Below are 21,260 nucleotides of genomic sequence, written 5' to 3'. Positions count from 1 at the left end.
CCGTGTTTGGTGGGCTGTGCTTGCGTCATAGGACGAGGAAGTACCACGCCATGCCGATCCCGCCGCCGCCCAGAATCAGATATGCAGCGTGTGTTCCACGGACGAACAGTCCGAATGTGACGACGGCGAGGACGACGGTGAAGACGTCGACGAACGATTCCACTGCGAGGGTGACGGTTGCACCGAGGATGGCTCCGACGACGGCGGCGTTGACGCCGGTGAGAGCCGTTTGGATGACGTCGTTCTCACGAACTCGGGCGAAGTACGGGAAGAAGCCCATAATGAAGACGAACGACGGGCCGAAGGCGCCGATCATCGCGACCAACGCACCCACGACGGCGACCCATACCAGTCCCCCGGAGACGTCAAGCAGGAGTTTGTAGCCGACGAATGCCGTCGTCATCACGACGGGACCGGGCGAGAGCTGGCCGATCGCGATACCGTCGACGAACTCACGGGCGGTCAACCACGCGAACTCGTTGACGACGTACTTCTCGATGAACGGGATGAGGACGAGGCCGCCACCATAGATGAACGAGCCTGTGTAAACCATGAACAGAAACAGCTTCACCCACGGGTTTGCCCAGAGAGCTAGGGCGATACCCCAGAGGGGGCTCGCTTCGATGGCCGCCCGAATTCGGGGGCCGACCAGATCGAGAAACCGACCTCGGAGCGTGTAGAGGCTGCCGATGCCAGCAGTCACGATACCCGCGGCAGCGATCCGTTTCGCATTCGCTCGTACCCAGTCTGACCGATAGATGCCAACGGCGATCAGGCCTGCAACGATGAATTCGAGGACGGGGTTCGGGTTCAGGGTGGCCGTCGCGACGGTTGCGGCAACGAGGAGCGCAACCAAGAGGAAATCAACCGACCACGTGTCAGATCCGATGTCGAACTCGGCGTGTGATCGCCCATCGGCGAGGGCACTCTGTGCCATTGAGTATGTCGCGCCGACGATGAGACCGATGACGACCGGATTGATCCCGTAGAACGCGGCTTCGACGGCCGGGAGCGTCTGATACGCGAAGTATAGCCACGAGAAAAACACCACGAGGATGAACGTTGGAAGCATGAAGAAGAAGCCGGCGACGAGGGCACCGGGATTGCCCGCGCGAATCCAGCCCATGAAAATTCCCAGTTGCGTGGATGCGGGACCGGGAAGCATATTGCAAATCGCCAGTCCTTCCATGAAGATTGACTCGTCAGTCCAGTTGCGAGAGTCCTCTCCGACGAGATCGTCCTCCATCATGGCGATGTGGACGAGTGGCCCGCCGAACCCGACGATTCCGATAAAGAGGAAGTAGCGGGCGATTTCGACGAGCTTTGCAGGGCTCGATCGTCCGCTGTATTCCTCTCCAACGCCGGTGGCTTCGGCGTCAGCCATCGTACTGACAGAGGCCATCTGATTTTCTGGCAGCTGGGAGTGGTACTGTGGACACGATACAATGCATACGCAACTATCCTTCCTTGGGGTAAATAATATTTCTATACCCGTGTACCTTTTCCGATATACTTCCGACCTGTTTTTACCACTCGGCCATCCATCGAGGTGTATATGACTGGTCGAAAAAACGCGATGCTGACGACTGAAGATCGTCGGTGGTTGACCGGAGAGAAGGTATACGATGGGCAACATGCCAAACAACAACGATATCAGCGGCGAAAGGACATTCGTGAGCGGATCTATAATTCGATGTTGGATTTTTCCATCCTTCTAGAAGAACTCGATGAAGATGAACGGCGAGAAATATTCGGGGAGGTAACCGATGATGGACAGCAATGGCGGAACGGGGATGAAGACCTCCAGGCTGGTGTTCGAGACGGACTCGCCTTCCTCCTCCGAACCATCGGTATCGTCTCGCTGATGCGAGAAGCAACTTCGACGGACAGTATGATTCCCGTGCGGATGTTTACGACAGCGCTCTGTCGAGCCGGGCATCATGACGGGCTGCTCGTCGAGTCGGTATCCTTGGATATCGACGCGACTGATGTGGGTGTTCCCGAACTTCTCGCCAATCTCGAATCAGGTGAGACCATCTCCCCGGGAGGACTCTATTTGCTCATGGAATGCGGGGCCTTCGATAGTGGTGTCGTACAGGATTGCCTTCGCGAGCAACTACTGGATGAGCAGCCCGAGGAGGTGTAACAACGATGTCGATCACATCGAAACGCGAGTTATTCGACCGAGAGCTACAGAAACTCTATCACGCCGAGATCGAAATTCTGGATCTGCATGGTGATCTCGCGGACGCAGCAGCGAGCGACGAGGTACGAACGATTTTCGCCGGCCATGAAGGCGACACGGTCGATCAGATCGACCGCATCGAAGAGATTTTCGCAGTTCTCGATATGGAACCCCGTGAACAGGGGAGTCCAATTATGGAAGGCTTGATCGCCGAGAAAGACCAGTTCGTGGTTGAGGTAGAGGATGATGATCTCCGAGATCTTGACGTAATCAATATCGGGATGATCAACGAGCGGCTCGAAATTACTCTCCTTGACCGGCTGATTCTCTTGGCAAACGAACTCGGTTTTCCGGAATCCACGACGATGAACTTGGAAGAGAACCGATCGGAGGCGCAGACCGCTCTCGAACGTATGCAAGAGTTCCTTGAATACCAACACGTTAGTTAGATCTAGATTCGGCGGGAACAAGAGTTCTACATCGAATTTAGCGTTCAATCGGTATGAGTGACGGACCTGTTCACTCTGAGACCGACCCATGATTGTGGGATCGACTATCAGGTGGGTATATCGTATGCCGAGGGTGTTTCAGAAACCGGGGTACCCGGAAACACTCACTAACACTGTTCCAAATACCGTTCCTACTAACGGTGTTGCAGTAGGTGCCTCAAACCACTCGAATCACAGTCAACCAAAACGGACGATATCAAACCACGGTTCCCAAGGCGCTCGGTCTCGACGGCAAACACATCGAATGGAAGGTATCAACCGGGTTGGTCCACGATTTCGGCCGTATCACTATCTATGTGCGAGGCAATTACTGAGACAGTGGCGCAGATTATGGACGTGGAGGAGAATCTACAACGCTATCTCGTTACCGATGATACGTTCATTCGTGAGAGTTATGCGATACAGGCTCCTCGCCGCCGCGAATCTCGATGAGGAGCTGCTTGCTCTCGTCAGCCACGCCGTCCCACGATACTGAGCCCTCTTCGACGATCCGCTCGGGATCCAACGCTTCGTCGCTAAGCACAAGTGCCGCAGTGAGCGTTGGTGGCCGGGCTTGCTCGTCTTCGCTCTCCATATCGATCGGCTCCGCACCAGGTCCCGTAGCTGAACCAGCGACGATTCGACCTGCCATCCCGAAGGCTTCGTGCGGCGAGCAAACGTAATCGTAAACGCCCTCCTCCTCGAACGTGTAGAGCCAGTACGTTCCGCCTGCTAATACCGGAGATGAGAACGGCGGTACGTCCTCCGGTACTCGCTGCTGGTAGCCAAACGCCGTGTGAATAGCGTTGATGTTGTGATGCGGCGTTGCCATCGTAAAGGAGTGCGCCTCCCTATTGGACAACCATTCAACGGTTGTTTGATCGCGTCGGCTGTCCAGCCACTCAAGCCTGCCAGAACTCCGTCGGTGGATCGATTTGCCACTTTTAGACGATTGGTTCATTAGCTCCCCTCTCAACCCGGGCTTCGAGCGTTCCTGTGGCTATCAACTCTGCTGCGATCTCGATTTCGGCGTGGAGTGGTCGATCGTCGTCGAGTGGTGGTATCACATCTCGAATCGTATCGTAGGCCACGCCGGTACCGCTGCCGGGTGCGAGTCCGTCGTCGACGAACTCCATCGCCTGTGCGCCACACAGTAGTTCGATACCAACCACCGTCAGCGCGTTCTCGACGGCAGTACGGGCGTTGAGTGCGCTCTGGGCGCTCATGCTCACGTGATCCTCCTGTCCGCCGCTCACGGGCGTGTTGTCGATCGATGGCGCACCGAGCGATCGATTCTCGTTGACGAGCGCGGCAGCACTGTACTGGGCGATCATGTAGCCCGAGCAGACGCCGCTGTCGGGGGTGAGAAACGGTGGGAGATGGTCCTCCTGGAGGTTCGGGTTGAGCAGCCGATCGACGCGGCGCTCGGCGATGGCGGCGAGGTCTGCGAGTGCGTTCGTGGCATAATCGAGCCGGAGCGCGAGCGGCGCCCCGTGGAAGTTCCCGCCCGAGAGCACGCCCACGTTCTCGGTGCCGCTCGCGCGGTCGTCGACGGAGTCGCCCGCGAAGATGAGAGGATTGTCGGTTGCGCTGTTGAGTTCGATCTCGACTGCCTCACGGAGATGAGAAACTGCATCACGTGCCGCGCCGTGGACTTGCGGAAGACAGCGGATCGAGTAGGCGTCCTGAACGCGATCGCAGTTGCGGTGGGACTCGACGATTTCAGACCCGGCAGTGAGGTTTCGAACGTTGCGCGCACTCGTGGCCTGTCCCGAATGCGGGCGCACGTCCTGGATCGCCGGGTCACAGGCGGCGGTGGTGCCCATCAGGACCTCGGTCGTGAGTGCGCCGGCGATGTCGGCGCCCCTGAGCGCGCGTTCGGCATCGACGACGCAGAGTGCTCCCAGTCCGACGGAGAGTTGCGTTCCGTTGATGAGCGCCAGCCCCTCCTTCGCGGCGAGCGAGAGTGGCTCGAGACCCGCCTTCGCGAGTGCGGCCTCTCCGTCGAGCCGTTCGCCGTCCTCGTCTCGCGGGCTTCGCCCGCTCGACCGTTCCGTGTCGCGTGGCGACACGCGGGCCTCACCCTCACCCAGCAGCACGAGCGCCTGGTGGGCCAGCGGCGCGAGATCGCCGCTCGCGCCGAGGCTGCCGCGGGATTTGACGACCGGGTGGACCTCCCGATTGAGCATCGTCACGAGGTGGTCGACGACGACCTCGCGGATGCCCGAATACCCCTTCACGAGCGCGTTGATCCGTGTGAGCATCATCGCGCGCACTTCTTCGCGTTCGAGTTCGCGGCCCACACCCGAGGCGTGGCTCCGGACGAGGTTGGTCTGGAGCCGCTCACGATCGCGTGCGGGGATCCGTTCGGTCACGAGCTGGCCGAAACCGGTGTTCAGCCCGTAGACCGCTTCGTCGCCGTCGAGGACCTCCTCGACGCGTTCCCTGGACTCCCTGACGGCCTCGCGCGCGGAATCGCTGATCGCCACCGGGCGACCGTCGCGGGCGACCGCGGCCACGTCTTCGGGAGTGAGCGACGCGCCGTCGAGTACGACCGGTTCGCTCTCGCTCATCGCTGCCCTCTCTGGACGGGTTCGCCGCCCTTGAGCACCGTCTCGACGGTGTTCACGCCGAAGTTGTAGGGAACGTGGACGTGCGATGGCGCGTCAACGATCGCCACGTCGGCGGGCATCCCCTCACGGAGCGTACCCGCCTTGTCCGTACGATCGAGAGCGCGTGCGCCGCCGTGCGTGCCGGCGATCAGCGCCTCGGCGGGCGTCATCTTCATCCCGACGCAGGCGAGCGCGATGGCGAAGCCCATGCTTTGTGAGTAACAGTTCGGGTTGAAATCGGTGGCGACGGCGACCCACCCGCCGTCGTCGAGGAAGGCCCGCGCATCCGCATAGTCAGCCCCGAGCGAGAGGGCCGTCCCGGGGAGGAGCACCGGCGTGACGCCCGCCTCGGCGAGCGCCGCGCGGTCGTCCTCGTTCGCGTGGAGGAGGTGGTCGGCGCTCGTCGCACCCACCTCGGCTGCGAGCTGTGCGCCGCCGAGCCGGACGAACTCCTCGGCGTGGACTTTCGGAGTGAGCCCGTGTTCTAATCCGGCTTCGAGCACCCGTCGGGACTGCTCGACCGAAAAGACGTCCTCCTCGCAGAAGACGTCACAGAACTCGGCGACCCCTTGATCGGCGACCGCGGGGAGCTGCTCGTCGATCACCCGGTCGGTGTACGCGTCGGCGTCTGTTTCCTCGGGCACGGCGTGGGCACCCATAAACGTCGGCACCACGTCCACGGGATGGGATTCGCCGGCTCGACGGATCACGTCGAGCATCCGCAGCTCGGTCTCGGTATCGAGACCGTACCCGGATTTGATCTCGACGGTCGTGGTGCCGTGGGCGAGCATCGTGTCGAGGTGGGAGAGGACGTTCGCGAGGAGTTCGTCGTCGCTCGCCTCGCGGACGGCGCGCACGGTCCGGAGAATGCCGCCGCCCTCGGCCAGGATCTCCTGATACCGTTCGCCACCGAGTTTCGCCGCGAACTCGTCCGAGCGGTCGCCCGCGAACAGAGCGTGGGTATGGGAATCGACGAATCCGGGGATCACGCTCCGTCCGTTCGCGTCGATTGCGTGCGTGGCGTTCTCCACCGGATACTCGTCGGTGATCTCTCCAGTCGGGCCGACCGCGGCCACGCGGCCGTCGGTGACGGCGATGGCGGCGTTTTCGTACCGTTCGAGCGGTGCGTCCGTTCCCGGTCCGACGACGATCTCGCTCGCGTCGTGGACGATAGTCGTGAGTTCAGTCATGATGGATCTCCGTTGTTACTACTGAGTGGGTGATCGTCCGTGTGCCCGCGGCAGTTCGTCCATCGGTGTCGAGTAGCGGCGCACGCTCGACGGCCTCGAAGCCCGCCACCTGGTCGTCAGTTGCGACCGCCCGAAGCATCTGAACCGGTTCACGCGTCGGGACACCGGCGGGAATGGGTGCGATTACACCCGCACGCGGGCTCATCGCCGGTCCCACATTGGCACGGGCACGTCAGATCGATCGGCTTCGTCGAGGGCGTCCTCGTAGCCCGCGTCGGCATGGCGGATCACGCCCATCCCCGGGTCCGTCGTGAACACTCTCTTTGCCTTCTCGGCGGCGAGTTCGCTCCCATCGAGGACGACGTGATTGTTCGAGTGGAGCGCGTTCCCGATGCCGACGCCGCCGCCGTCGTGGACGCTGACGATGTCGGCGCCCGCCGCGCAGTTCAGTAGCGCGTTGAGGATCGGCCAGTCGGCGACCGCGTCGGTTCCGTCCCGCATCGCCTCGGTTTCGCGGTTCGGGCTGGCGACGCTGCCGGCGTCGAGGTGGTCCCGAGTCACGACGATGGGCGCGGCGATCTCGCCCGAGGCGACCAACTCGTTGATCCGAAGCGCGAATCGGGCACGTTCCGTGAGTTCGTCGTCGCCTTCGCCCTCCGTGTTGTAGCCGAGCCAGCACACCCGGCTCGGAAGCCCCTGGAACTGGATCCGCTCCTGTGCGAGGTCGATCCAGCGCCGGAGATGGTCCTTCTCGGGAAACAGTTCGAGTACGGCCTCGTCGGTCCGATGGATGTCGTCGGGATCGCCGGACAGCGCGACCCAACGGAACGGTCCCTTGCCGCGACAGAACTGCGGGCGGATGTACGCCGGGACGAATCCCGGGAACTCGAACGCGTCGGACCGCCCACGGTGTTCCTCGACCTGTCCGCGGATGTTGTTCCCGTACTCGAACGCGATCGCACCGCGATCCTGCAACTCGAGAATCGCATCGATGTGTCGCTCCATCGTGTCGAGACTCTCCGTCCGATACTGCTCGGGGTCCTCCGCGCGGAGTTCGTCGGCTTCGGCCACGGAGTAGCCGGACGGGTAGTATCCCTCGAGCGCGTCGTGGGCGCTCGTCTGGTCAGTGACGACGTCAGGGACGAACCCGCGGTCGAGCAACGTCTCGAGCAGGTCCGCCGCGTTCATGTGAACGCCGACGCTGTAGGGTTCCCCCGCTTGTGCCGCCTCCGTAGCGCGTTCGATCGCGTCGTCGACGCGATCGGTTTTCTCCATGCAGTAGCCCGTCTCGATGCGCCGATCGATACGTGCTTCGTCGACCTCGGCGGCGATGCAGACGCCCTCGTTCATCGTGACCGCGAGCGGCTGGGCGCCGCCCATCCCGCCGAGTCCCGCCGTGACGACGACCTTGCCGGCAAGGTCGCCCTCGAAGTGCTGGCGAGCCAGTTCCGCGAGCGTCTCGAACGTTCCCTGAACGATCCCCTGGGTGCCGATGTACGCCCACGAGCCGGCGGTCATCTGGCCGTACATGATCTTGCCTTCGGCCTCGAGTTCGTGGAAGTGCTCCCAGTTGTCCCACTTGCCGACGAGGTTGGAGTTCGCGATCAACACGCGCGGCGCACGCTCGTGCGTGGCGAATCGACCGACCGGCTTTCCGGACTGGACCAACAGCGTCTCGTCGTCCTCGAGCGTTCGAAGCTCCGATAGGATCGCGTCGTACGCGTCCCACGATCGAGCGGCGCGACCCGTGCCGCCGTACACGACGAGGTTCTCCGGATCTTCGGCGACCTCCGGATCGAGATTGTTGTTGAGCAGTCGAAGTGCGGCCTCCTGTCGCCACCCTTCGCACTCGAGGTCGGTACCCGTCGGTGCGCCGCGGTACTCGCGCCACTGTTCGCTCGGTTCGCCTCGTCCGAGGACTGGTTGTTGGTCACTTCCCATGCGCGTGCCAACAACCCCCAGCACCAATATCGAGGTTGTTCCGTTCGGAAACTGATTTATAACCCAACGGGCTGTGTAGTGATACCGCGTGTACGAAGCTACCATCGCGATTTCGGACTCGAGCGCGTACACCAAACCGACCGACGGCACCGACTGTCGGATCGAACTCTGGTGTAACGAGCACGCCGATCTCCTGTACGTCACCGGGTCGACGATCGAGCCGGTCATCTCGCAGGTGGTGACGGATATCGGAATCGACGAACTGGTTCGCGGGGACGGGGAAGCCGTCGTTATCACGAGTTCGTGTCTGAAACGCCACGAAACGACGTACATCGAACGCTACCTCGAGTCGCACAACAGTCTGCTTTTGCCCCCGCTGCGGTACGAAAACGGGGCGAAACACTGCCGAATCCTCGCGATCGAGTCGGAGAGTCTGTCGAATCTCTACGCCGAATTAGTCGACGATGGGTTCACCATCGACGTCCGGAGTAAACGCGAAATCGACGCACCGACCCGGTCGTCGCCCCTGTTGACCCTCGATCAGGTGCTCCCGGAACTCACGGCTCGACAACGAGAGACGATGGTGCTCGCCGTCGAGAACGGCTACTACGAACTGCCCAGGGAAACGACGACCGAAACGCTCGCCGACGAACTAGGAGTGAGTCGACGCACGGCGGAGGATCACCTTCGCCGGGCCGAGCGCAAGATCATCACGTCGCTCGTTTCGTATCTCTACTGACGGTCTGCGCCACCTCTCGATCCGGAACGGTATGTTCGTCGCGTCGACGATCGAACAACACGAGCGAATCGTTGCCGTCGAACTGCCCTCTGCGGCTCGACGGTCACTTCCGACGCGGAGTCCGGACTTCCCTCGCCTCTCGAGGCCCCGTCAGATCTCTCGAATCGCGTCGCCGTCCGGCTCGAGTGAGGCAATATCCTCGTCGGTAAGGGGCACTTCGATTTCGATCTCCAGAAGGTAGTCTTCGTGGGCGAGTTGATGCGCGCCGAGTACCGTGTGGCACGGATACGGCTCGTCGAACGTCTCGAGGTACACCTCCTTGTACCCGTCGTAGTAGCGCTCGTGCGGTTCGATGATGTGTGTGGTGACCTTCACGATGTCGTCGTACGATTTGCCGATCGTCTCGAGCAGCGTCCCGACGTTTTCGTAGGCTTTGCGTGCCTGCGCCTCGATATCGTCACCGACGATATTCGAATCGGCGTCCATCGCGACCTGGCCGGCCATGTAGAAGGTGCCGCCCGCAATGATCGCGTGATTGTATCCGATCTCTCGTGCGTCCTTGAGCTCCGGCGGATTGATCGCGAGTCGTTCCATAGGGGAAGAGACACCGTCAACAGCAAAAGTAGCCCCGCTCCGGATGGTGCCCGGTTCATTACATCCTCGGGATGCTACGCCGGCGACGATTCGCTGATTCCGTCCGTACCTGACTCGAAATCCCGCTATGAGCGGGGATTTACACCATGGACGACGTGGCGAGTTGAGCGGTCGTTTCCGCGAGGACGCGCGTCGCGGTCGCACAGCCATCCCAACCCGGTCCACCTCCTCGGCGCCGACGGTACGGTCGGCGATTTTGGCGGTCCGTCCTTCGCTGGTTCCGTAGAAAAAGAGGATCGATGACACGGCAGTCTCTATGATGGGACAGCACTCAAACGGCTATAATCGGGCGTCTCAATCCTCACGTCGAGAGAACTGTGTCTGACGTGAAAATGAGTTATCAGGAGTCTACGGCACACCCGGACGGATTCCCCATTCCAGAGATCCGGCGGAGGAGTCCATATCCATCCGAGACGCTGTGCCCTATGTCATCTCCTCGGTTGAAGTCCGGTTCAACAACAGGACACTGGACGGCGACTCCACTCAGCGGGCGTACTGAGTCGTATCTTGAATGTGTAGACGGAGGCCGTAGAGCGGCGGGAGAGCAATCAGTGCCCCACCACCACCGATGATAGCAAGTCCCAGCGTCGATAACACGGAGACAGGGCCCTCTCCGACGAGAACGACCCCGCGCATTCCTTGTTCGCCGTAGGTCGTGCACTCGTACGTGCTGAGTCCGTCGCCGTCGAATTCCATGGCAAACCTGTGGCCAGGCCCGGAGATCAGATCGCTGTGGTAGCCCAGATCCGTGTCCGTCACATCGTACTCCTTGTCCCCCACCCACTCCCAGACGACGGTCGTGTCTGGGTCGATATGGATCGCCGCAGGCTCGAAGGCGAATGCACCGCCGTTGCCGTCGGCACCGACCTTCACTGTCACCTCCGACTCCCCTCGCAGGTCGACGACGCCGTCGTAGTTGTCCGTGCCGGCCAACCAACCATCGAACGTCTCGACAGGAGTTGACTCGCCCGGCGATTTCGCACCGGCGGCAGTGCTGAGGGATGCTTCAACGTCACCGACGACGAGCACACCTTTCATTCCCGTCGACTCGTGGGGTGCGCAGGCGTACCGGATGACGCCCTCCGCGTCGGGCGCGAACTCGAACGACTCGGCGGCCTCGGCGTAGTACTCCGATTCGAATGAGCCGTCCTTCGCAACGACGTTGTGGACTCCACCCTGTCCGCTCCACGTCCAGACGACGGTCGTTCCGGGATCGACGCGTATCGCAGCGGGCTCGAACGCGAGCGCGCCGCCGTTACCCGTCGCGCCGACGGTCACCTCGACGCGTGATTGTCCTCGCCAGTCGACGATTTCTGTCGCGTTGTCGGTGTTCGCGAACCACGTCGAGAGGTCGCTCTCGGAACTCGCGACAGCGGATCGAGCGAGCTGGCTGACGCCGAGCGCTGTCCCAGCAGTGACGCCAGCCGTCGTCGCGAGGAAGCGCCGCCGGCTCAGATCCACGTCCTGGTCTCTTGCGCTCATGCTTCGTACCCCGCATACTGCATCACGCTCCGGAAGACGTCCGTGTCCATCGCGTCCGTGTAGACGAGCGCCGTCATCATCCCGCCCGGGTAACTGTCGCCGTTGCGGACGTGGTCGACCTTGTGGCAGTGGACGAGGTAGATACCGGGATCGGCGTCGGCTTCGAACTCGACGGTGTACCGCTCCGCCGGGGCTACGTTCACGACGTCCTGCAGGAACTGGAGTGGCTCGGGCATCGGACTCCCGTCCTTCTCGACGATCTTGAACCGGTGGTTGTGGATGTGCAGCGGGTGACTCATGAACCCCGCGTTCACCCAGTGAACGCGCACCGTGTCGCCAGGGTCGACGACGAGTGGCGATCCCGTCTCGGGATGCAACGTCGCTGGCGCGGACTTGCCGTTGATGGTGAACGCGTCGGCGTGTCTCGAGCCGAGGGAGTACTGGACGTCCTGACCGCCGTGCTGGCGCGAGAGGCGGGTGTCCCACTCCTTTACCGTCATGAAATACTCCTTGTCGGCCTCTTCGTACCCTTCCGGGTCGACACGGAGGATGCCGTACATGCCCATCTCCATGTGCATCGGCGTCTGGTAGTGGCAGTGGTAGAGGTGGGTACCGGGAACGTTCGCGGGGATGGTGTACGTGTGCGTCTCGCCGGGCATCACCGTGACCCCCGTGGTCGTCGGCACGCCGTCGTTTTCCCAGGACTTGCGTACGCCGTGGAAGTGGAGCGTGTGCGGGACCTGCATCTCGGAGTTGTCGAGGGTGATCTTCAGTTCGGCTCCCTCGGTGCACCGGAGGACCGGGCCCGGAACGCTCGGGACGCCGTCGTCGGCCTGGAACGCCCAGACGACGGGAAGCGTGATTGGCCCGTTCATCGTTTCGCCAGGATGGAGGTGGTGGCGGGCCATCACGGATTTGATCGTCACCTCGTGGTCACGTTCGTCGAGATTCACGACCTCCGGTCGACCGGTCTCGGGGAGGTCGGGGAGCATCACGTTCGACGCTTCCGAAACCGAGACCGGGCGAGCCGTTGGTTGCGATGTCGTAGTACAGCCAGCGGTGGCGAGAAGGCCAGTGCTGCCCGTCGCTGCGAGAAATTTCCGACGGGAGATTCCGGTTCCGGGCGCACCGATTCTATCACTCATACAGGTTGTCCTTCGAGAGCAAGGGTAATAACGGGAGAAACTGATTCCCGCATTTCGAGAATTAGACCCTATGGACGGTACCAGTGGTCGGAGTAGTGGAATGGGCGGTTCGGGTGACTCAGATTCCGTCTCAAGGTGGCTAGCAGGAGGAGGTTGATCGGAGCAGTCACTGGGACGTCGTGCGTGGGGTAGGTGTCGTGAATTCTTCTCCTTCGTATCGTCCGGATATCAGGACACCACGCTCCCTGCGAGGGGGTGCTCGTTCGCCCGATCACGACGATCATGACAACGGTTAGTAATCTCGGGATTAGTGACCACGAGTTTCTTCTCGGTCATTTCATTCCTTTGACGGCGGTAAGGCACCTTCGCGATGGTTTCACTGTCGAGCACCATGTTCGAGATAGCTCCGTAAGTAGCCAGAGACGCTACGTCTGTGCAACATCTACGACTTCATAGCTGAGGTTCTGGTCCCGTAGTTTGTTGGTGTGTGTCGAAAGCAGATCGGCCGAAGATAGCAGTAGTATATCGAGCCCTTTCGCGGCTGCTTCTCGAACGCCGGTAGCACTTCCGAAACGAATGCTTGGTTCGAGGTCGGCCGCCTGCGCGGCGACGATAGCTTCGACCCCACCGACGGCTATCACGTCATGGTTTTCGGCCAGCTCGGAGATTCTATCCGGGTCGATGGCTGAACTTCCGCCGTTTTGGACCCCTGGAATCGAAACGATCGTCACAAATCCCAGCTCGTAATCGACGACCCCTTCGAAATTCGTGATTCCAACGTCCTGGCCCGCCTTTGCGTTCGTTACTGCAACTGCAGTTGCGCTCCCAGTTCCGCCGGACATAGCGCGGAGGACACCGTCCTGCATCGTCAGTGAAACGGTCTCCCCTTCGCTGAGTTCCGTCGTGGCGATCGCAGTCTCGATCTCGACCTGTCCGATGACGTCTTCGGAAACGTGTCGGACGAAGTGGCGCAACTCGTCCGTCTGCGAAATCAGCCAGTCGACACCCTCCTTGGTTACTTCGTATCGGCCACGACCGTGCTTGGTGACGTATTCGTGTTCGACGAGGTCTCGAAGGTAATCGCTCACGGCCTGGGCGGTTATATCAATCGCGTCGGCTATCTCCCGTTGATTTACTGCAGGTTGGCGTTCCGCGATCTGGACCAAGATCTGATACCGAGTGGCATTCCGTTTGCTCTGGAGCACGCCGAATTCCTCCGCATCGTCCACGTCCTTCGCCATCATCCGTTCTCTGAACTGAGAACTAAAGTAACTTTGCCTTAAATCTGCTGAGATTGGGTACGAGCACGATTCTCGACCGATTACTCAATCTAATTTTCTCTAAAACAACCAAAATTGTTTTACGCTCTACGGTAGTTGTGTTCGGCGATGGCACGCGTATCGCTCCCCCATGATGCGAAGGCCGGCCCGACGAAACCGGAGGTCAGGGCCGTCCTCCTCGGCAAACTCGGCCTCAGGCCGACCGACCACTTCGCGGAGGTCGGTTCGTGTACCGGCGCCGTCACGATCGAGGCGGCGCGCCGCGCCGGTCGGGTCACCGCGCTCGAACGAAAACCGGAACGGATCGACACCACCAGAAAGAACCTCGCCGCGAACGACGTGACCGGGGAGGTGAACCTCCGCGAAGCCGAGGCGCCGGAGGGGCTTCCGGAGGACGCAGACGTCCTGTTCCTCGGTGGCAGTCGGAACTACGAGGCGGTCCTCGACCACGCCGTCGAAACCGGGATCGGACGGGTGATCATGAACGTCTCGCGGCTCGAAGTCGCCGGGGCCGCCACCGAGGCGTTCCGCGAACGGGACCTCCTCGACGAGGTCGTCCAGGTCCAGGTGAGCCACGGCTACGAACTCGCCGGCGCGACGAGTTTCGATTCGGACAACCCGGTCTATATGCTGGTGGGCGGGACCGGCGAGGTCGCGACGGACGGGGGGCGGCGATGACCCTCTACGGTATCGGACTCGGTCCCGGTGACGCCGATCTCGTGACCGTACGCGGCCGTCGCGTCCTCGAGGCGGCGGACGTCGTCTACTCGCCGGGACGCCTCTCCCGGTCGGTGGCGACCGAGCACGTCCCCGCGGATCGGATCGGTGACGTCGACTTCCCGATGACCCGCGACGAGAACGAACTCCGGCGAGCGTGGCGAGACGCCGCCGAAGAGATCGCACCACGTGCTCGTGACGGAACAGCGGCGTTCGTCACGCTCGGCGATCCGAACGTCTATTCGACGTTCGGGCACCTGCGGCGAACGCTCGCCGCGTTTCACGCCGATGTCGACGTCCAGGTCGTTCCCGGCGTGAGCGCCGTGACCGCCTTCACCACGGCCCTCGGCGTCGAGATCTCTGCCGGGGCGAGCATCGCGCTTCACGAGGCCGCTCGCGGTGCAGCCCCCACCGGACCGGATCGGATGGTCCTGTTCAAGGTGACCGACGTCCCGACGACCCACGAAGGGCTCGTCGAGGCGGGCTATGACGTGGTGTACGGTCGGCGACTGTACATGGAGCAGGGCGAGACGGTCGTGACGGACGATCCCGAACCCCTGACCGAACGCGACTACTACACGCTGGCCTACGCGGAGAAGCGTGACCTCGATTCGGAGCCGGCGACTGCAGCCTTCGAAGAGGCTGAATCGGAGAACGGTTCCGGTCCCGAAGCGAGTGCGAAGGGCGATGGCAGGGCCCAGTCCACCGCCGCACCCTGGGTCGAGGACGAGGATGGACCGCCGAGTGACACCGTGGCGGTGGAGCGTGCCGAAGGTGAGGCCTGCGGCGACGAGGCTCCGGAGGGTCCGCCGCGATGACCGATCCACAGGAGGCCATCGACGCGGAGGCGGCCACCCGGGCGACGGAGCGAGACCCCCGGATCGGAGAACGAACTGCCGGCGAGAAGCAGGAGGGTATCCCGTTCATCGGCGCCGGCCCCGGCGACCCCGGGCTCCTCACCGTCACCGGGAGGGAGCTGGTCGAGGCGGCGGACCTCGTCGTTCACGCCGGATCGCTGGTCAACAGCGAACTCCTCGACGAATACTGTGCGGACGCCGAGCAGGTGTCGAGCATCGGCAAGGACTTGGAGGAGTTGGTGCCGCTGATGCGGGACGCCTACGAAGCGGGGCGGACGGTCGTCCGTCTCCACAGCGGTGATCCGGCGATCTACGGCGCGGCCGTCGAGCAGATGGACGCGCTCGAACACGAGGGGGTTCCGACCTACATCGTCCCGGGCGTGACCTCGGCGTTCGCAGCCAGCGCCACGCTCCGGACCCAGCTCACGCTGAACGGCGTGGCCAACCACGTCGCGTTCACCCGTCCCCGGGGGAAGACGCTCGCCCCGGAGGACGACCACATCGGCGAGTTCGTCGGGATGGGCGACGTGACGACCTGCATCTACCTCGGAACCCACGCGGTCGGCGAGACGATGGACCGCCTCCTCGAGGACGGCCACGACCCGGAGACGCCGGTCACCGTCGTCTATCACGCGTCGTGGCCGGACGAGGACGTCGTCGAGGGGACCATCGAAACGATCGGCGAGCGCCTCGAGGCCGCCGGCTACCGTGCCTCGGCGCTCGTCGTCATCGGCGATGCGGCGCGAAAAGCGGGATACGAACGCTCCTACCTGTACGGAGACTGGGCGAACCGCAGTTCCCCCGAGAGCGAGGCGGACGACTAACCCATGAGTACCGACACCAACGCGAACGACACGGATGCAGACGCGGACGAATCGAGCGGCCACTGCTCCACACCGGACTCCGATGGCGAGGTGGCCGAGGAGATCGCGATCATCAGCTTCGAGCGGAAACTCGACACCGCCCACGAGATCGAGGCGGGGATCGGCGACGGCTACGAGCGAGTGGATGTCATCGAGTACCACGGCGACGTGTTCGAAGAGCACTGGGGCGAGTACGACTGCTTCGTCGGCCTGATGGCGTCGGGAATCGCGATGCGCAAGACCGCGCCGCTCCTCGACGACAAGTGGGACGACCCCGCCATCGTCGTCGTCGACGAGGAACTGACGTGGGCGATTCCGATCACGGGTGGCCACCACGGTGCGAATCAGGTCGCCCACGACCTCTCACAACTGGGCGCGGTCCCCGCGATGACGACCGCGAGCGAGGCCGCGGGCAAGCAGGGCGTCGAGAGCAAGGCGAAGGCACTGGACACCCACGTCGTCAACGGCGATTCGACGGTCGCGACGAACCTCGCCGTTTTGAACGATGAACTCGGCCCGGTGGCCCGTCTCGACGGCCCCCGAGCGGTCCTCGTCGACGACGACGTGACCGTCCTCGAGCGCAACGCCGAGGACGGCGTCGTCCTCGGGACCGGCACCGTCTCGGGGGTGAAGAAAGCGCAGGTACTCGCCGCCTGGGAGGCCGCCCTCTCGGACCTCGGGTTGGAGTTCTCGGACGTCGACTTCGTCGCCACCGGCACCCGAAAGGAGGACGAGGAGGGACTCTACGAGGCAGCCCAGGAGATCGGTGTAGGGATCGTCCTCTTCGAGAAGGAAACCCTAGAGGGGTTCGAGGGGCCCTCGCCCTCGCGATCGAAGGAACTCATCGGCTGGCCGGGTATCGCCGAGGCGTCGGCCATTGCCGGCGGCCGCGAACACGAACTCACCCAGGAGAAAGAGCGGTTCGACGACGCCGTGACCGTGGCGGTGGGGCGGTAACATGGATGACCCCGAACCCTCCGTCGACGACGCGATGGGAACACTCTACGTCGTCGGCATCGGTCCCGGACTGCCCCACGCGATGACCCAGCGGGCCAAGGACGTCATCGCCACCGCCGACTGCGTCATTGCGTCGAACCTCTACCAGGAGTTCCTCCGGCGCGACGGGACGCTTCCCCCGGAAAACGCCGAAGTGGAGGCGGCCGCCGACGGCGGCACGACGGCGGGCGACGAGGCCGGAACCGTCCTCGAACGGCCGGAGGGTACCCGCCAGACGCTCGTCCGCTCGACGATGGGTCGACAGGTCGAACTGGCCCGTGAGGCCTTCGGGCGTGTCCGGGCCGGCGAGGACGTCGCCCACGTCTCGGGCGGCGACCCGAACGTCTACGGCAAGAGCGACCTCCTGTTCACGATGGCCGAGGCCGAGGAGGCGTACGACGTCCCCATCGAGGTCGTCCCCGGCGTAACCGCGGCGCTCGGCGGCGCGGCGAACCTCGGCGCGCCGCTGTCGAACGACTTCTGTACCGTGTCGCTGTCCGATAAGTGGCGCGGGTGGGACGAGATCGAGGAGAAGCTGCGCGCCGCGGCCATCAGCGGGTTCGTGGTCGTCCTCTACAACTGCTGGCGGGACTATCAGCGCGCCATCGACGTGGTTCGCGAGGAGCGCGCCGACGACGTGCCGGTCGGCATCTTCAACGACGCCGGCCGCGGCGATGCAGGTCGAAATCTGGACGACGAGACACACACGATCACCACCCTGGGTGAAGCGAACGACCACGACGACGAGGTCGGCGGGATGGGCACGTCCATCCTGATCGGCAACCACGAGACGACGGTCTGGGAGAACGACTACGGCGAACACCTCGTCACCCCGCGCGGCGGGCGTGACGTAAAGGATTTCTGACAATGAGCACCGACGACACCACCGAGACGAGTACAGACACCGAAACCGGCTGTGGCGCGAGTAACGCTTCGAACGAGGCTGAGACCGAATCCGGTTCGAAATGCGGGGCTTCAAGCTCGGAGGCCGAGGCCGACGGCGACGTCACGAGGACCGCCGGAACGCCGACGGATGCCGACGAGAGTGCGTCGACGTGCGGCGGGTCCACTCCGTCGTCCAGTTCCGGATGCGGCAGTTCGAAGAAATCGGCGACCGACGAGAAGGTCGGGTCGACCGTCGACGATTTCGAGGCGGACCCCGGGCGACTCATCGCCATTGGTCTCGGTCCCGGACAGCCCGAGGGGATGACCCAACGCGCTCGCGGGGCGCTGCTGGAGTCGGAGCACATCGTCGGGTACACCACGTACGTCGACCTCCTGCCCGAGGAGGTCACGGAGTCGGCCGAGGAACTGTACGACACGCCGATGTGTGGCGAGGTGTCCCGCACGGAGGAGGCGATCGACCGCGCGCTCGCTGGCAACGACGTCGCCATCATCGGAAGCGGCGATCCGAACGTCTACGCGCTGGCCGGTCTGGCACTGGAGATCCTCGAGTCGAAGGGCGCGACCGCGAGAATGGTCGACTTCGAGGTCGTCCCCGGCGTCCCCGCCGCCCAGTCCTGTGGCGCGCGATTGGGTGCGCCGCTCGTAAACGACACGGTCAGCATCTCGCTGTCGGATCACCTGACGCCGATGCCGACCATCGAGTCACGGCTCCACGCGGCAGCCAAGGAGGGGTTCACCATCGCCATCTACAACCCCTGGAGCCGCAAGCGCCGGGAGAATTTCCGGAAGTGCTGTGAGATCCTCATGGAGCATCGCGCCTCAGACACGCCCGTCGGCATCGTCCACGGGGCGGGGCGCGACGACGAACGGGTCGAGGTCGTCGAACTCCGGGAACTGGAGGGGCTCGGCGAGACGGACCTCGTCGACATGACGACGACGATCCTCGTCGGGAACGAGGAGACGTACGTCTGGGACGGCCGGATGGTGACGCCGCGGGGCTACGAGTCCAAGTATGACTACTGAGTATCGGGTGCGGCTCGACCGCAGCGCCTGCGATGGCGTCTTCGCCTGTCTCGTCCGGGACGACCGCTTCGTCGAGGCCTCGGACGGGTTGGCGACCATCGACGGGGGCCGCGACGGTAGCCACCAGAATCACAATGGGGACGGAGACCAACTCGTGACGTTCACTGACGACCGGCTGGAGGCGGCCGAACAGGCCGCCCGTTCCTGTCCGGTCGACGCGATCGACGTCTTGGAGGGGGACGATGAGTGACGCGCCTCCCGACGACCCGGCGCCGGAGCCGGTCGGGGATCTGCTCGCGGCGACGCCAGCGACGGCGTACTTCTGGGGGCGCGTGGCCGGCGACGGCGAACTGACGCGAGACTGTGTGACCGTCCGGACGGAAGACGAGCGGGCGGCCGACGCGCTGGCGGCGATCGCCGGCACCGGCCGAACCGACCACGACCACCGAATCGCCGCCCGTGAGTCGGCGCACGACGCCTCTATCGTCCGGTTCGAGGACGAGTACGAGGTGCAGGTGTTCGGGACGCCGGCCGACCGCGCGAGCGCTGCGCTCGGCCTTCCCATCGACGGACGGCCGGGCGGGTATCGGTTCGACGCGTTCTCGGAGTACCGTCCACAGCTCGTTCGGGGCTTGCTCGAGGCCTGCGGCACCGTCTGTTTCCGTGAGTCGTCGGGGTCGGTCGGCGTCTCGTTCGTCCACGACGACGAGGCCCTGCTTCGGACGGTTCGGTCGCTCCTCGACGACGCCGAGCCACACGTTCCGACCGACGACCTCTCCGAGACCTCCTCGGGGGGCTACTGGTTCGGGCTGGCCGGGGGCGCGGACACGGCGGCGTTTGCACGATGGGTGTACGCCGACAGCGACGGGTCGGGGCTGTACTCGGCGGAGCGGCGGCAGAAACTCCGGCGGAGCGTCGAACGCGCCACTGACGGCGAGGTCGGCGAACTCTCACGATGACCACGAACGCGAAAGCCACCCCGGTCGCACTCGATGACGAGGCCGCGCTGCTGGTCGGACACGGCTCCCGCCGCGAGAAGTCGAACGAACAGGTCCGTACGCTCGCCGCCGACCTGGAGGGACGACTCGGCGTCCCGGTCGACGCGGGATTTCTCGAACTCGCGGAGCCGTCGATCCCCGACGCCATCGCAGGGCTCGCGTCGAGCGTCTCGCGCCTCACGGTCGTCCAGCTGTCGCTCTTTGCGGCGAGTCACGTCAAGAACGACGTGCCGCTGACGGTCCGGAACGCCCGCTCGGAACACCCCGAACTCACGATCCACCACGGCGCGCATCTCGGCGTTCATCCCGCGCTCGTCGATCTACTCGACGACCGGGCCGCCTCGGTCGAATCCGAGCTGGGCGTCGATCGCGAGGGAGACGACGTCGCGGTCGTCCTCTGTGCCCGTGGCTCCAGCGACCCGGACGCGAACGGCGACGCCCACAAACTCGCCCGGTTGCTGTACGAGGGGCGCTCCTTCGACCGTGTCGAAACGTCGTTCATCGGTGTTACCGAGCCGCGACTCGGAGAGACGCTTCATACGGTGGCGAAACGTCGTCCGGACGCCGTCGTCGTGCTCCCGTACATGCTCGGCGACGGCGTGCTCACCGGGCGTATCCGCGACGGTGCCGCAGAGTTCGACGGCGAGTACCCGTACGTCGATGCGGGGGCCGGCGATCCGCTCGGGACCGACACCCGAATTCTGGACGTGCTCGGCGACCGCTGGCAGGAGGCCCGTACGGATAGTGTGGACATGTCGTGTGACGCCTGCAAGTACAAGGTCGAACTCGACGGGTACGAGGAGGACGTCGGCGGCGCAAGGGCGATGCTGCGGGCGCTGACACACCAGGAATCGCATGCGGACCGCGACGACGTGGACGCCCGACCTCACGCGCACGACGCCCCGGCGAAACACGTCGCGGTCTGTACGAATCGGACCTGCGCCGCCGACGGCTCCCCGGCCGTTCTGGAACGGTTGCGCCAGGAGGCGCGCGACTCCGACGCCTGTGACGCCCGCATCACGCGCTCGTCGTGTCTCGGTCGCTGTGGCGACGGCCCCATGGTCGCCGTCTATCCGGACGGCGTCTGGTACGGCGGCGTCGACCGGACCGACGCGGAGCGAATCGTCTCGTCCCACCTCGATCGGGACCGCATCGTCTCGGACCTCGTCGACCAAACGTTGTGA

Annotated in this window: 22 protein-coding genes; 12 read left to right on the top strand and 10 right to left on the bottom strand. The window is 63.7% G+C overall.

All coding sequences use genetic code 11. The features are described 5' to 3' along the window. Nucleotides 1–25 precede the first annotated feature (25 nt). Nucleotides 26–1,384, bottom strand: a complete 1,359-nt coding sequence (chrA, locus tag QRT08_RS14305) for a chromate efflux transporter (protein WP_286046644.1) — start codon at nt 1,382–1,384, stop codon at nt 26–28. A gap of 192 nt (nt 1,385–1,576) precedes the next feature. Here chrA and QRT08_RS14300 point away from each other — a divergent pair, with 192 nt between their 5' ends. Both QRT08_RS14300 and QRT08_RS14295 read left to right on the top strand, forming a co-directional pair. Further along, the gene (locus QRT08_RS14300; protein ID WP_286046643.1) at nt 1,577–2,146 is read left to right on the top strand and encodes a DUF8102 family protein; all 570 of its coding nucleotides are present in this window, start codon (nt 1,577–1,579) and stop codon (nt 2,144–2,146) included. 5 nt (nt 2,147–2,151) lie between these two features. Continuing rightward, nucleotides 2,152–2,634 carry a ferritin-like domain-containing protein gene (locus QRT08_RS14295; RefSeq protein ID WP_286046642.1) on the top strand — a complete coding sequence of 161 codons (483 nt, stop codon included), beginning with the start codon at nt 2,152–2,154 and terminating at the stop codon, nt 2,632–2,634. A gap of 439 nt (nt 2,635–3,073) precedes the next feature. On the opposite strand, the gene QRT08_RS14290 is transcribed toward QRT08_RS14295, so the two are convergent. The 5 genes from QRT08_RS14290 to hutU all read right to left on the bottom strand — a co-directional run bounded on the left by QRT08_RS14290 (nt 3,074) and on the right by hutU (nt 8,416). Beyond that, the gene (locus QRT08_RS14290) at nt 3,074–3,505 is read right to left on the bottom strand and encodes a cupredoxin domain-containing protein (protein WP_286046641.1); all 432 of its coding nucleotides are present in this window, start codon (nt 3,503–3,505) and stop codon (nt 3,074–3,076) included. Between the two features lie 112 nt (nt 3,506–3,617). Next, complete coding sequence (gene hutH / locus QRT08_RS14285) at nt 3,618–5,246, bottom strand: histidine ammonia-lyase (RefSeq protein WP_286046640.1); 1,629 nt, start codon at nt 5,244–5,246, stop codon at nt 3,618–3,620. Next, on the bottom strand, nt 5,243–6,475 hold the full coding sequence (hutI, locus tag QRT08_RS14280) for an imidazolonepropionase (RefSeq protein WP_286046639.1): 1,233 nt from the start codon (nt 6,473–6,475) through the stop codon (nt 5,243–5,245). The genes hutH and hutI overlap by 4 nt, the downstream gene beginning before the upstream one ends. Beyond that, nucleotides 6,468–6,680, bottom strand: coding sequence for an arginase family protein (locus QRT08_RS14275; RefSeq protein ID WP_483299965.1), 213 nt, complete (start codon nt 6,678–6,680; stop codon nt 6,468–6,470). Before QRT08_RS14275 ends, hutI begins: the two co-directional genes overlap by 8 nt. Further along, nucleotides 6,677–8,416, bottom strand: a complete 1,740-nt coding sequence (gene hutU, locus QRT08_RS14270) for a urocanate hydratase (protein WP_286046637.1) — start codon at nt 8,414–8,416, stop codon at nt 6,677–6,679. Before hutU ends, QRT08_RS14275 begins: the two co-directional genes overlap by 4 nt. Nucleotides 8,417–8,504: 88 nt before the next feature. Here hutU and QRT08_RS18880 point away from each other — a divergent pair, with 88 nt between their 5' ends. After that, a complete protein-coding gene (locus QRT08_RS18880) occupies nt 8,505–9,155 on the top strand; it encodes a helix-turn-helix domain-containing protein (RefSeq protein ID WP_286046636.1) in 651 nt (216 codons plus the stop codon). 150 nt (nt 9,156–9,305) lie between these two features. Here the strand turns inward: QRT08_RS18880 and QRT08_RS18875 are convergent, their stop codons facing one another. From QRT08_RS18875 to QRT08_RS14245, 4 genes are all read right to left on the bottom strand, one after another. Then, nucleotides 9,306–10,055 carry a RidA family protein gene (locus tag QRT08_RS18875; protein WP_286046635.1) on the bottom strand — a complete coding sequence of 250 codons (750 nt, stop codon included), beginning with the start codon at nt 10,053–10,055 and terminating at the stop codon, nt 9,306–9,308. Between the two features lie 237 nt (nt 10,056–10,292). Next, nucleotides 10,293–11,291: a halocyanin domain-containing protein gene (locus QRT08_RS14255; RefSeq protein ID WP_286046634.1), complete on the bottom strand. Its 999-nt coding sequence runs from the start codon at nt 11,289–11,291 to the stop codon at nt 10,293–10,295. Next, a complete protein-coding gene (locus QRT08_RS14250) occupies nt 11,288–12,436 on the bottom strand; it encodes a multicopper oxidase domain-containing protein (protein WP_286046633.1) in 1,149 nt (382 codons plus the stop codon). Before QRT08_RS14250 ends, QRT08_RS14255 begins: the two co-directional genes overlap by 4 nt. A 425-nt stretch (nt 12,437–12,861) precedes the next feature. Further along, nucleotides 12,862–13,677 (bottom strand): DUF7839 domain-containing protein, encoded by an 816-nt coding sequence (locus QRT08_RS14245; protein WP_286046632.1) that lies wholly within the window; start codon nt 13,675–13,677, stop codon nt 12,862–12,864. A gap of 147 nt (nt 13,678–13,824) precedes the next feature. Between QRT08_RS14245 and cbiT the strand changes: the two genes are divergently transcribed. Genes cbiT through QRT08_RS14200 form a run of 9 tightly spaced genes read left to right on the top strand, consistent with a single transcriptional unit; the run spans nt 13,825 to nt 21,260 of the window. Next, on the top strand, nt 13,825–14,394 hold the full coding sequence (gene cbiT / locus QRT08_RS14240) for a precorrin-6Y C5,15-methyltransferase (decarboxylating) subunit CbiT (RefSeq protein ID WP_286046631.1): 570 nt from the start codon (nt 13,825–13,827) through the stop codon (nt 14,392–14,394). Beyond that, nucleotides 14,391–15,251: a cobalt-factor II C(20)-methyltransferase gene (locus tag QRT08_RS14235; protein ID WP_286046630.1), complete on the top strand. Its 861-nt coding sequence runs from the start codon at nt 14,391–14,393 to the stop codon at nt 15,249–15,251. The genes cbiT and QRT08_RS14235 overlap by 4 nt, the downstream gene beginning before the upstream one ends. After that, on the top strand, nt 15,248–16,114 hold the full coding sequence (locus tag QRT08_RS14230; protein WP_286046629.1) for a cobalt-precorrin-4/precorrin-4 C(11)-methyltransferase: 867 nt from the start codon (nt 15,248–15,250) through the stop codon (nt 16,112–16,114). Before QRT08_RS14235 ends, QRT08_RS14230 begins: the two co-directional genes overlap by 4 nt. A gap of 3 nt (nt 16,115–16,117) precedes the next feature. Beyond that, on the top strand, nt 16,118–17,110 hold the full coding sequence (gene cbiG, locus QRT08_RS14225; RefSeq protein WP_286046628.1) for a cobalt-precorrin 5A hydrolase: 993 nt from the start codon (nt 16,118–16,120) through the stop codon (nt 17,108–17,110). A 1-nt stretch (nt 17,111) separates the two neighbouring features. After that, nucleotides 17,112–18,014 (top strand): precorrin-3B C(17)-methyltransferase, encoded by a 903-nt coding sequence (locus QRT08_RS14220; RefSeq protein WP_286046627.1) that lies wholly within the window; start codon nt 17,112–17,114, stop codon nt 18,012–18,014. Between the two features lie 2 nt (nt 18,015–18,016). Further along, the gene (gene cobJ / locus QRT08_RS14215; RefSeq protein ID WP_286046626.1) at nt 18,017–19,078 is read left to right on the top strand and encodes a precorrin-3B C(17)-methyltransferase; all 1,062 of its coding nucleotides are present in this window, start codon (nt 18,017–18,019) and stop codon (nt 19,076–19,078) included. After that, nucleotides 19,068–19,328, top strand: a complete 261-nt coding sequence (locus QRT08_RS14210; protein WP_286046625.1) for a ferredoxin — start codon at nt 19,068–19,070, stop codon at nt 19,326–19,328. The genes cobJ and QRT08_RS14210 overlap by 11 nt, the downstream gene beginning before the upstream one ends. After that, nucleotides 19,321–20,037, top strand: a complete 717-nt coding sequence (locus QRT08_RS14205; RefSeq protein WP_286046624.1) for a cobalamin biosynthesis protein — start codon at nt 19,321–19,323, stop codon at nt 20,035–20,037. Before QRT08_RS14210 ends, QRT08_RS14205 begins: the two co-directional genes overlap by 8 nt. Further along, complete coding sequence (locus tag QRT08_RS14200) at nt 20,034–21,260, top strand: CbiX/SirB N-terminal domain-containing protein (protein WP_286046623.1); 1,227 nt, start codon at nt 20,034–20,036, stop codon at nt 21,258–21,260. Before QRT08_RS14205 ends, QRT08_RS14200 begins: the two co-directional genes overlap by 4 nt.

The organism is Halalkalicoccus sp. NIPERK01, from assembly GCF_030287405.1.
GTDB lineage: Archaea > Halobacteriota > Halobacteria > Halobacteriales > Halalkalicoccaceae > Halalkalicoccus.
The sequence above is the reverse complement of the archived record's forward strand: the minus strand, read 5'-3'. Positions and strand labels throughout refer to the sequence as shown.

Bases quoted from the DNA above. Each gene is read 5' to 3' on its own strand.
- QRT08_RS14295 (WP_286046642.1), top strand. From the start codon at position 2,152: ATGTCGATCACATCGAAACGCGAGTTATTCGACCGAGAGCTACAGAAA.
- QRT08_RS14255 (WP_286046634.1), bottom strand. From the start codon at position 11,291: ATGAGCGCAAGAGACCAGGACGTGGATCTGAGCCGGCGGCGCTTCCTC.
- cbiT (WP_286046631.1), top strand. From the start codon at position 13,825: ATGGCACGCGTATCGCTCCCCCATGATGCGAAGGCCGGCCCGACGAAA.
- cobJ (WP_286046626.1), top strand. From the start codon at position 18,017: ATGAGCACCGACGACACCACCGAGACGAGTACAGACACCGAAACCGGC.
- hutU (WP_286046637.1), bottom strand. From the start codon at position 8,416: ATGGGAAGTGACCAACAACCAGTCCTCGGACGAGGCGAACCGAGCGAA.
- QRT08_RS14235 (WP_286046630.1), top strand. From the start codon at position 14,391: ATGACCCTCTACGGTATCGGACTCGGTCCCGGTGACGCCGATCTCGTG.
- QRT08_RS14210 (WP_286046625.1), top strand. From the start codon at position 19,068: ATGACTACTGAGTATCGGGTGCGGCTCGACCGCAGCGCCTGCGATGGC.
- QRT08_RS14205 (WP_286046624.1), top strand. From the start codon at position 19,321: ATGAGTGACGCGCCTCCCGACGACCCGGCGCCGGAGCCGGTCGGGGAT.
- QRT08_RS14220 (WP_286046627.1), top strand. From the start codon at position 17,112: ATGGATGACCCCGAACCCTCCGTCGACGACGCGATGGGAACACTCTAC.
- QRT08_RS14230 (WP_286046629.1), top strand. From the start codon at position 15,248: ATGACCGATCCACAGGAGGCCATCGACGCGGAGGCGGCCACCCGGGCG.
- QRT08_RS14245 (WP_286046632.1), bottom strand. From the start codon at position 13,677: ATGGCGAAGGACGTGGACGATGCGGAGGAATTCGGCGTGCTCCAGAGC.
- hutH (WP_286046640.1), bottom strand. From the start codon at position 5,246: ATGAGCGAGAGCGAACCGGTCGTACTCGACGGCGCGTCGCTCACTCCC.
- QRT08_RS14200 (WP_286046623.1), top strand. From the start codon at position 20,034: ATGACCACGAACGCGAAAGCCACCCCGGTCGCACTCGATGACGAGGCC.
- chrA (WP_286046644.1), bottom strand. From the start codon at position 1,384: ATGGCTGACGCCGAAGCCACCGGCGTTGGAGAGGAATACAGCGGACGA.
- cbiG (WP_286046628.1), top strand. From the start codon at position 16,118: ATGAGTACCGACACCAACGCGAACGACACGGATGCAGACGCGGACGAA.
- QRT08_RS14250 (WP_286046633.1), bottom strand. From the start codon at position 12,436: ATGAGTGATAGAATCGGTGCGCCCGGAACCGGAATCTCCCGTCGGAAA.
- QRT08_RS14300 (WP_286046643.1), top strand. From the start codon at position 1,577: ATGCTGACGACTGAAGATCGTCGGTGGTTGACCGGAGAGAAGGTATAC.
- QRT08_RS14290 (WP_286046641.1), bottom strand. From the start codon at position 3,505: ATGGCAACGCCGCATCACAACATCAACGCTATTCACACGGCGTTTGGC.
- hutI (WP_286046639.1), bottom strand. From the start codon at position 6,475: ATGACTGAACTCACGACTATCGTCCACGACGCGAGCGAGATCGTCGTC.
- QRT08_RS14275 (WP_483299965.1), bottom strand. From the start codon at position 6,680: ATGAGCCCGCGTGCGGGTGTAATCGCACCCATTCCCGCCGGTGTCCCG.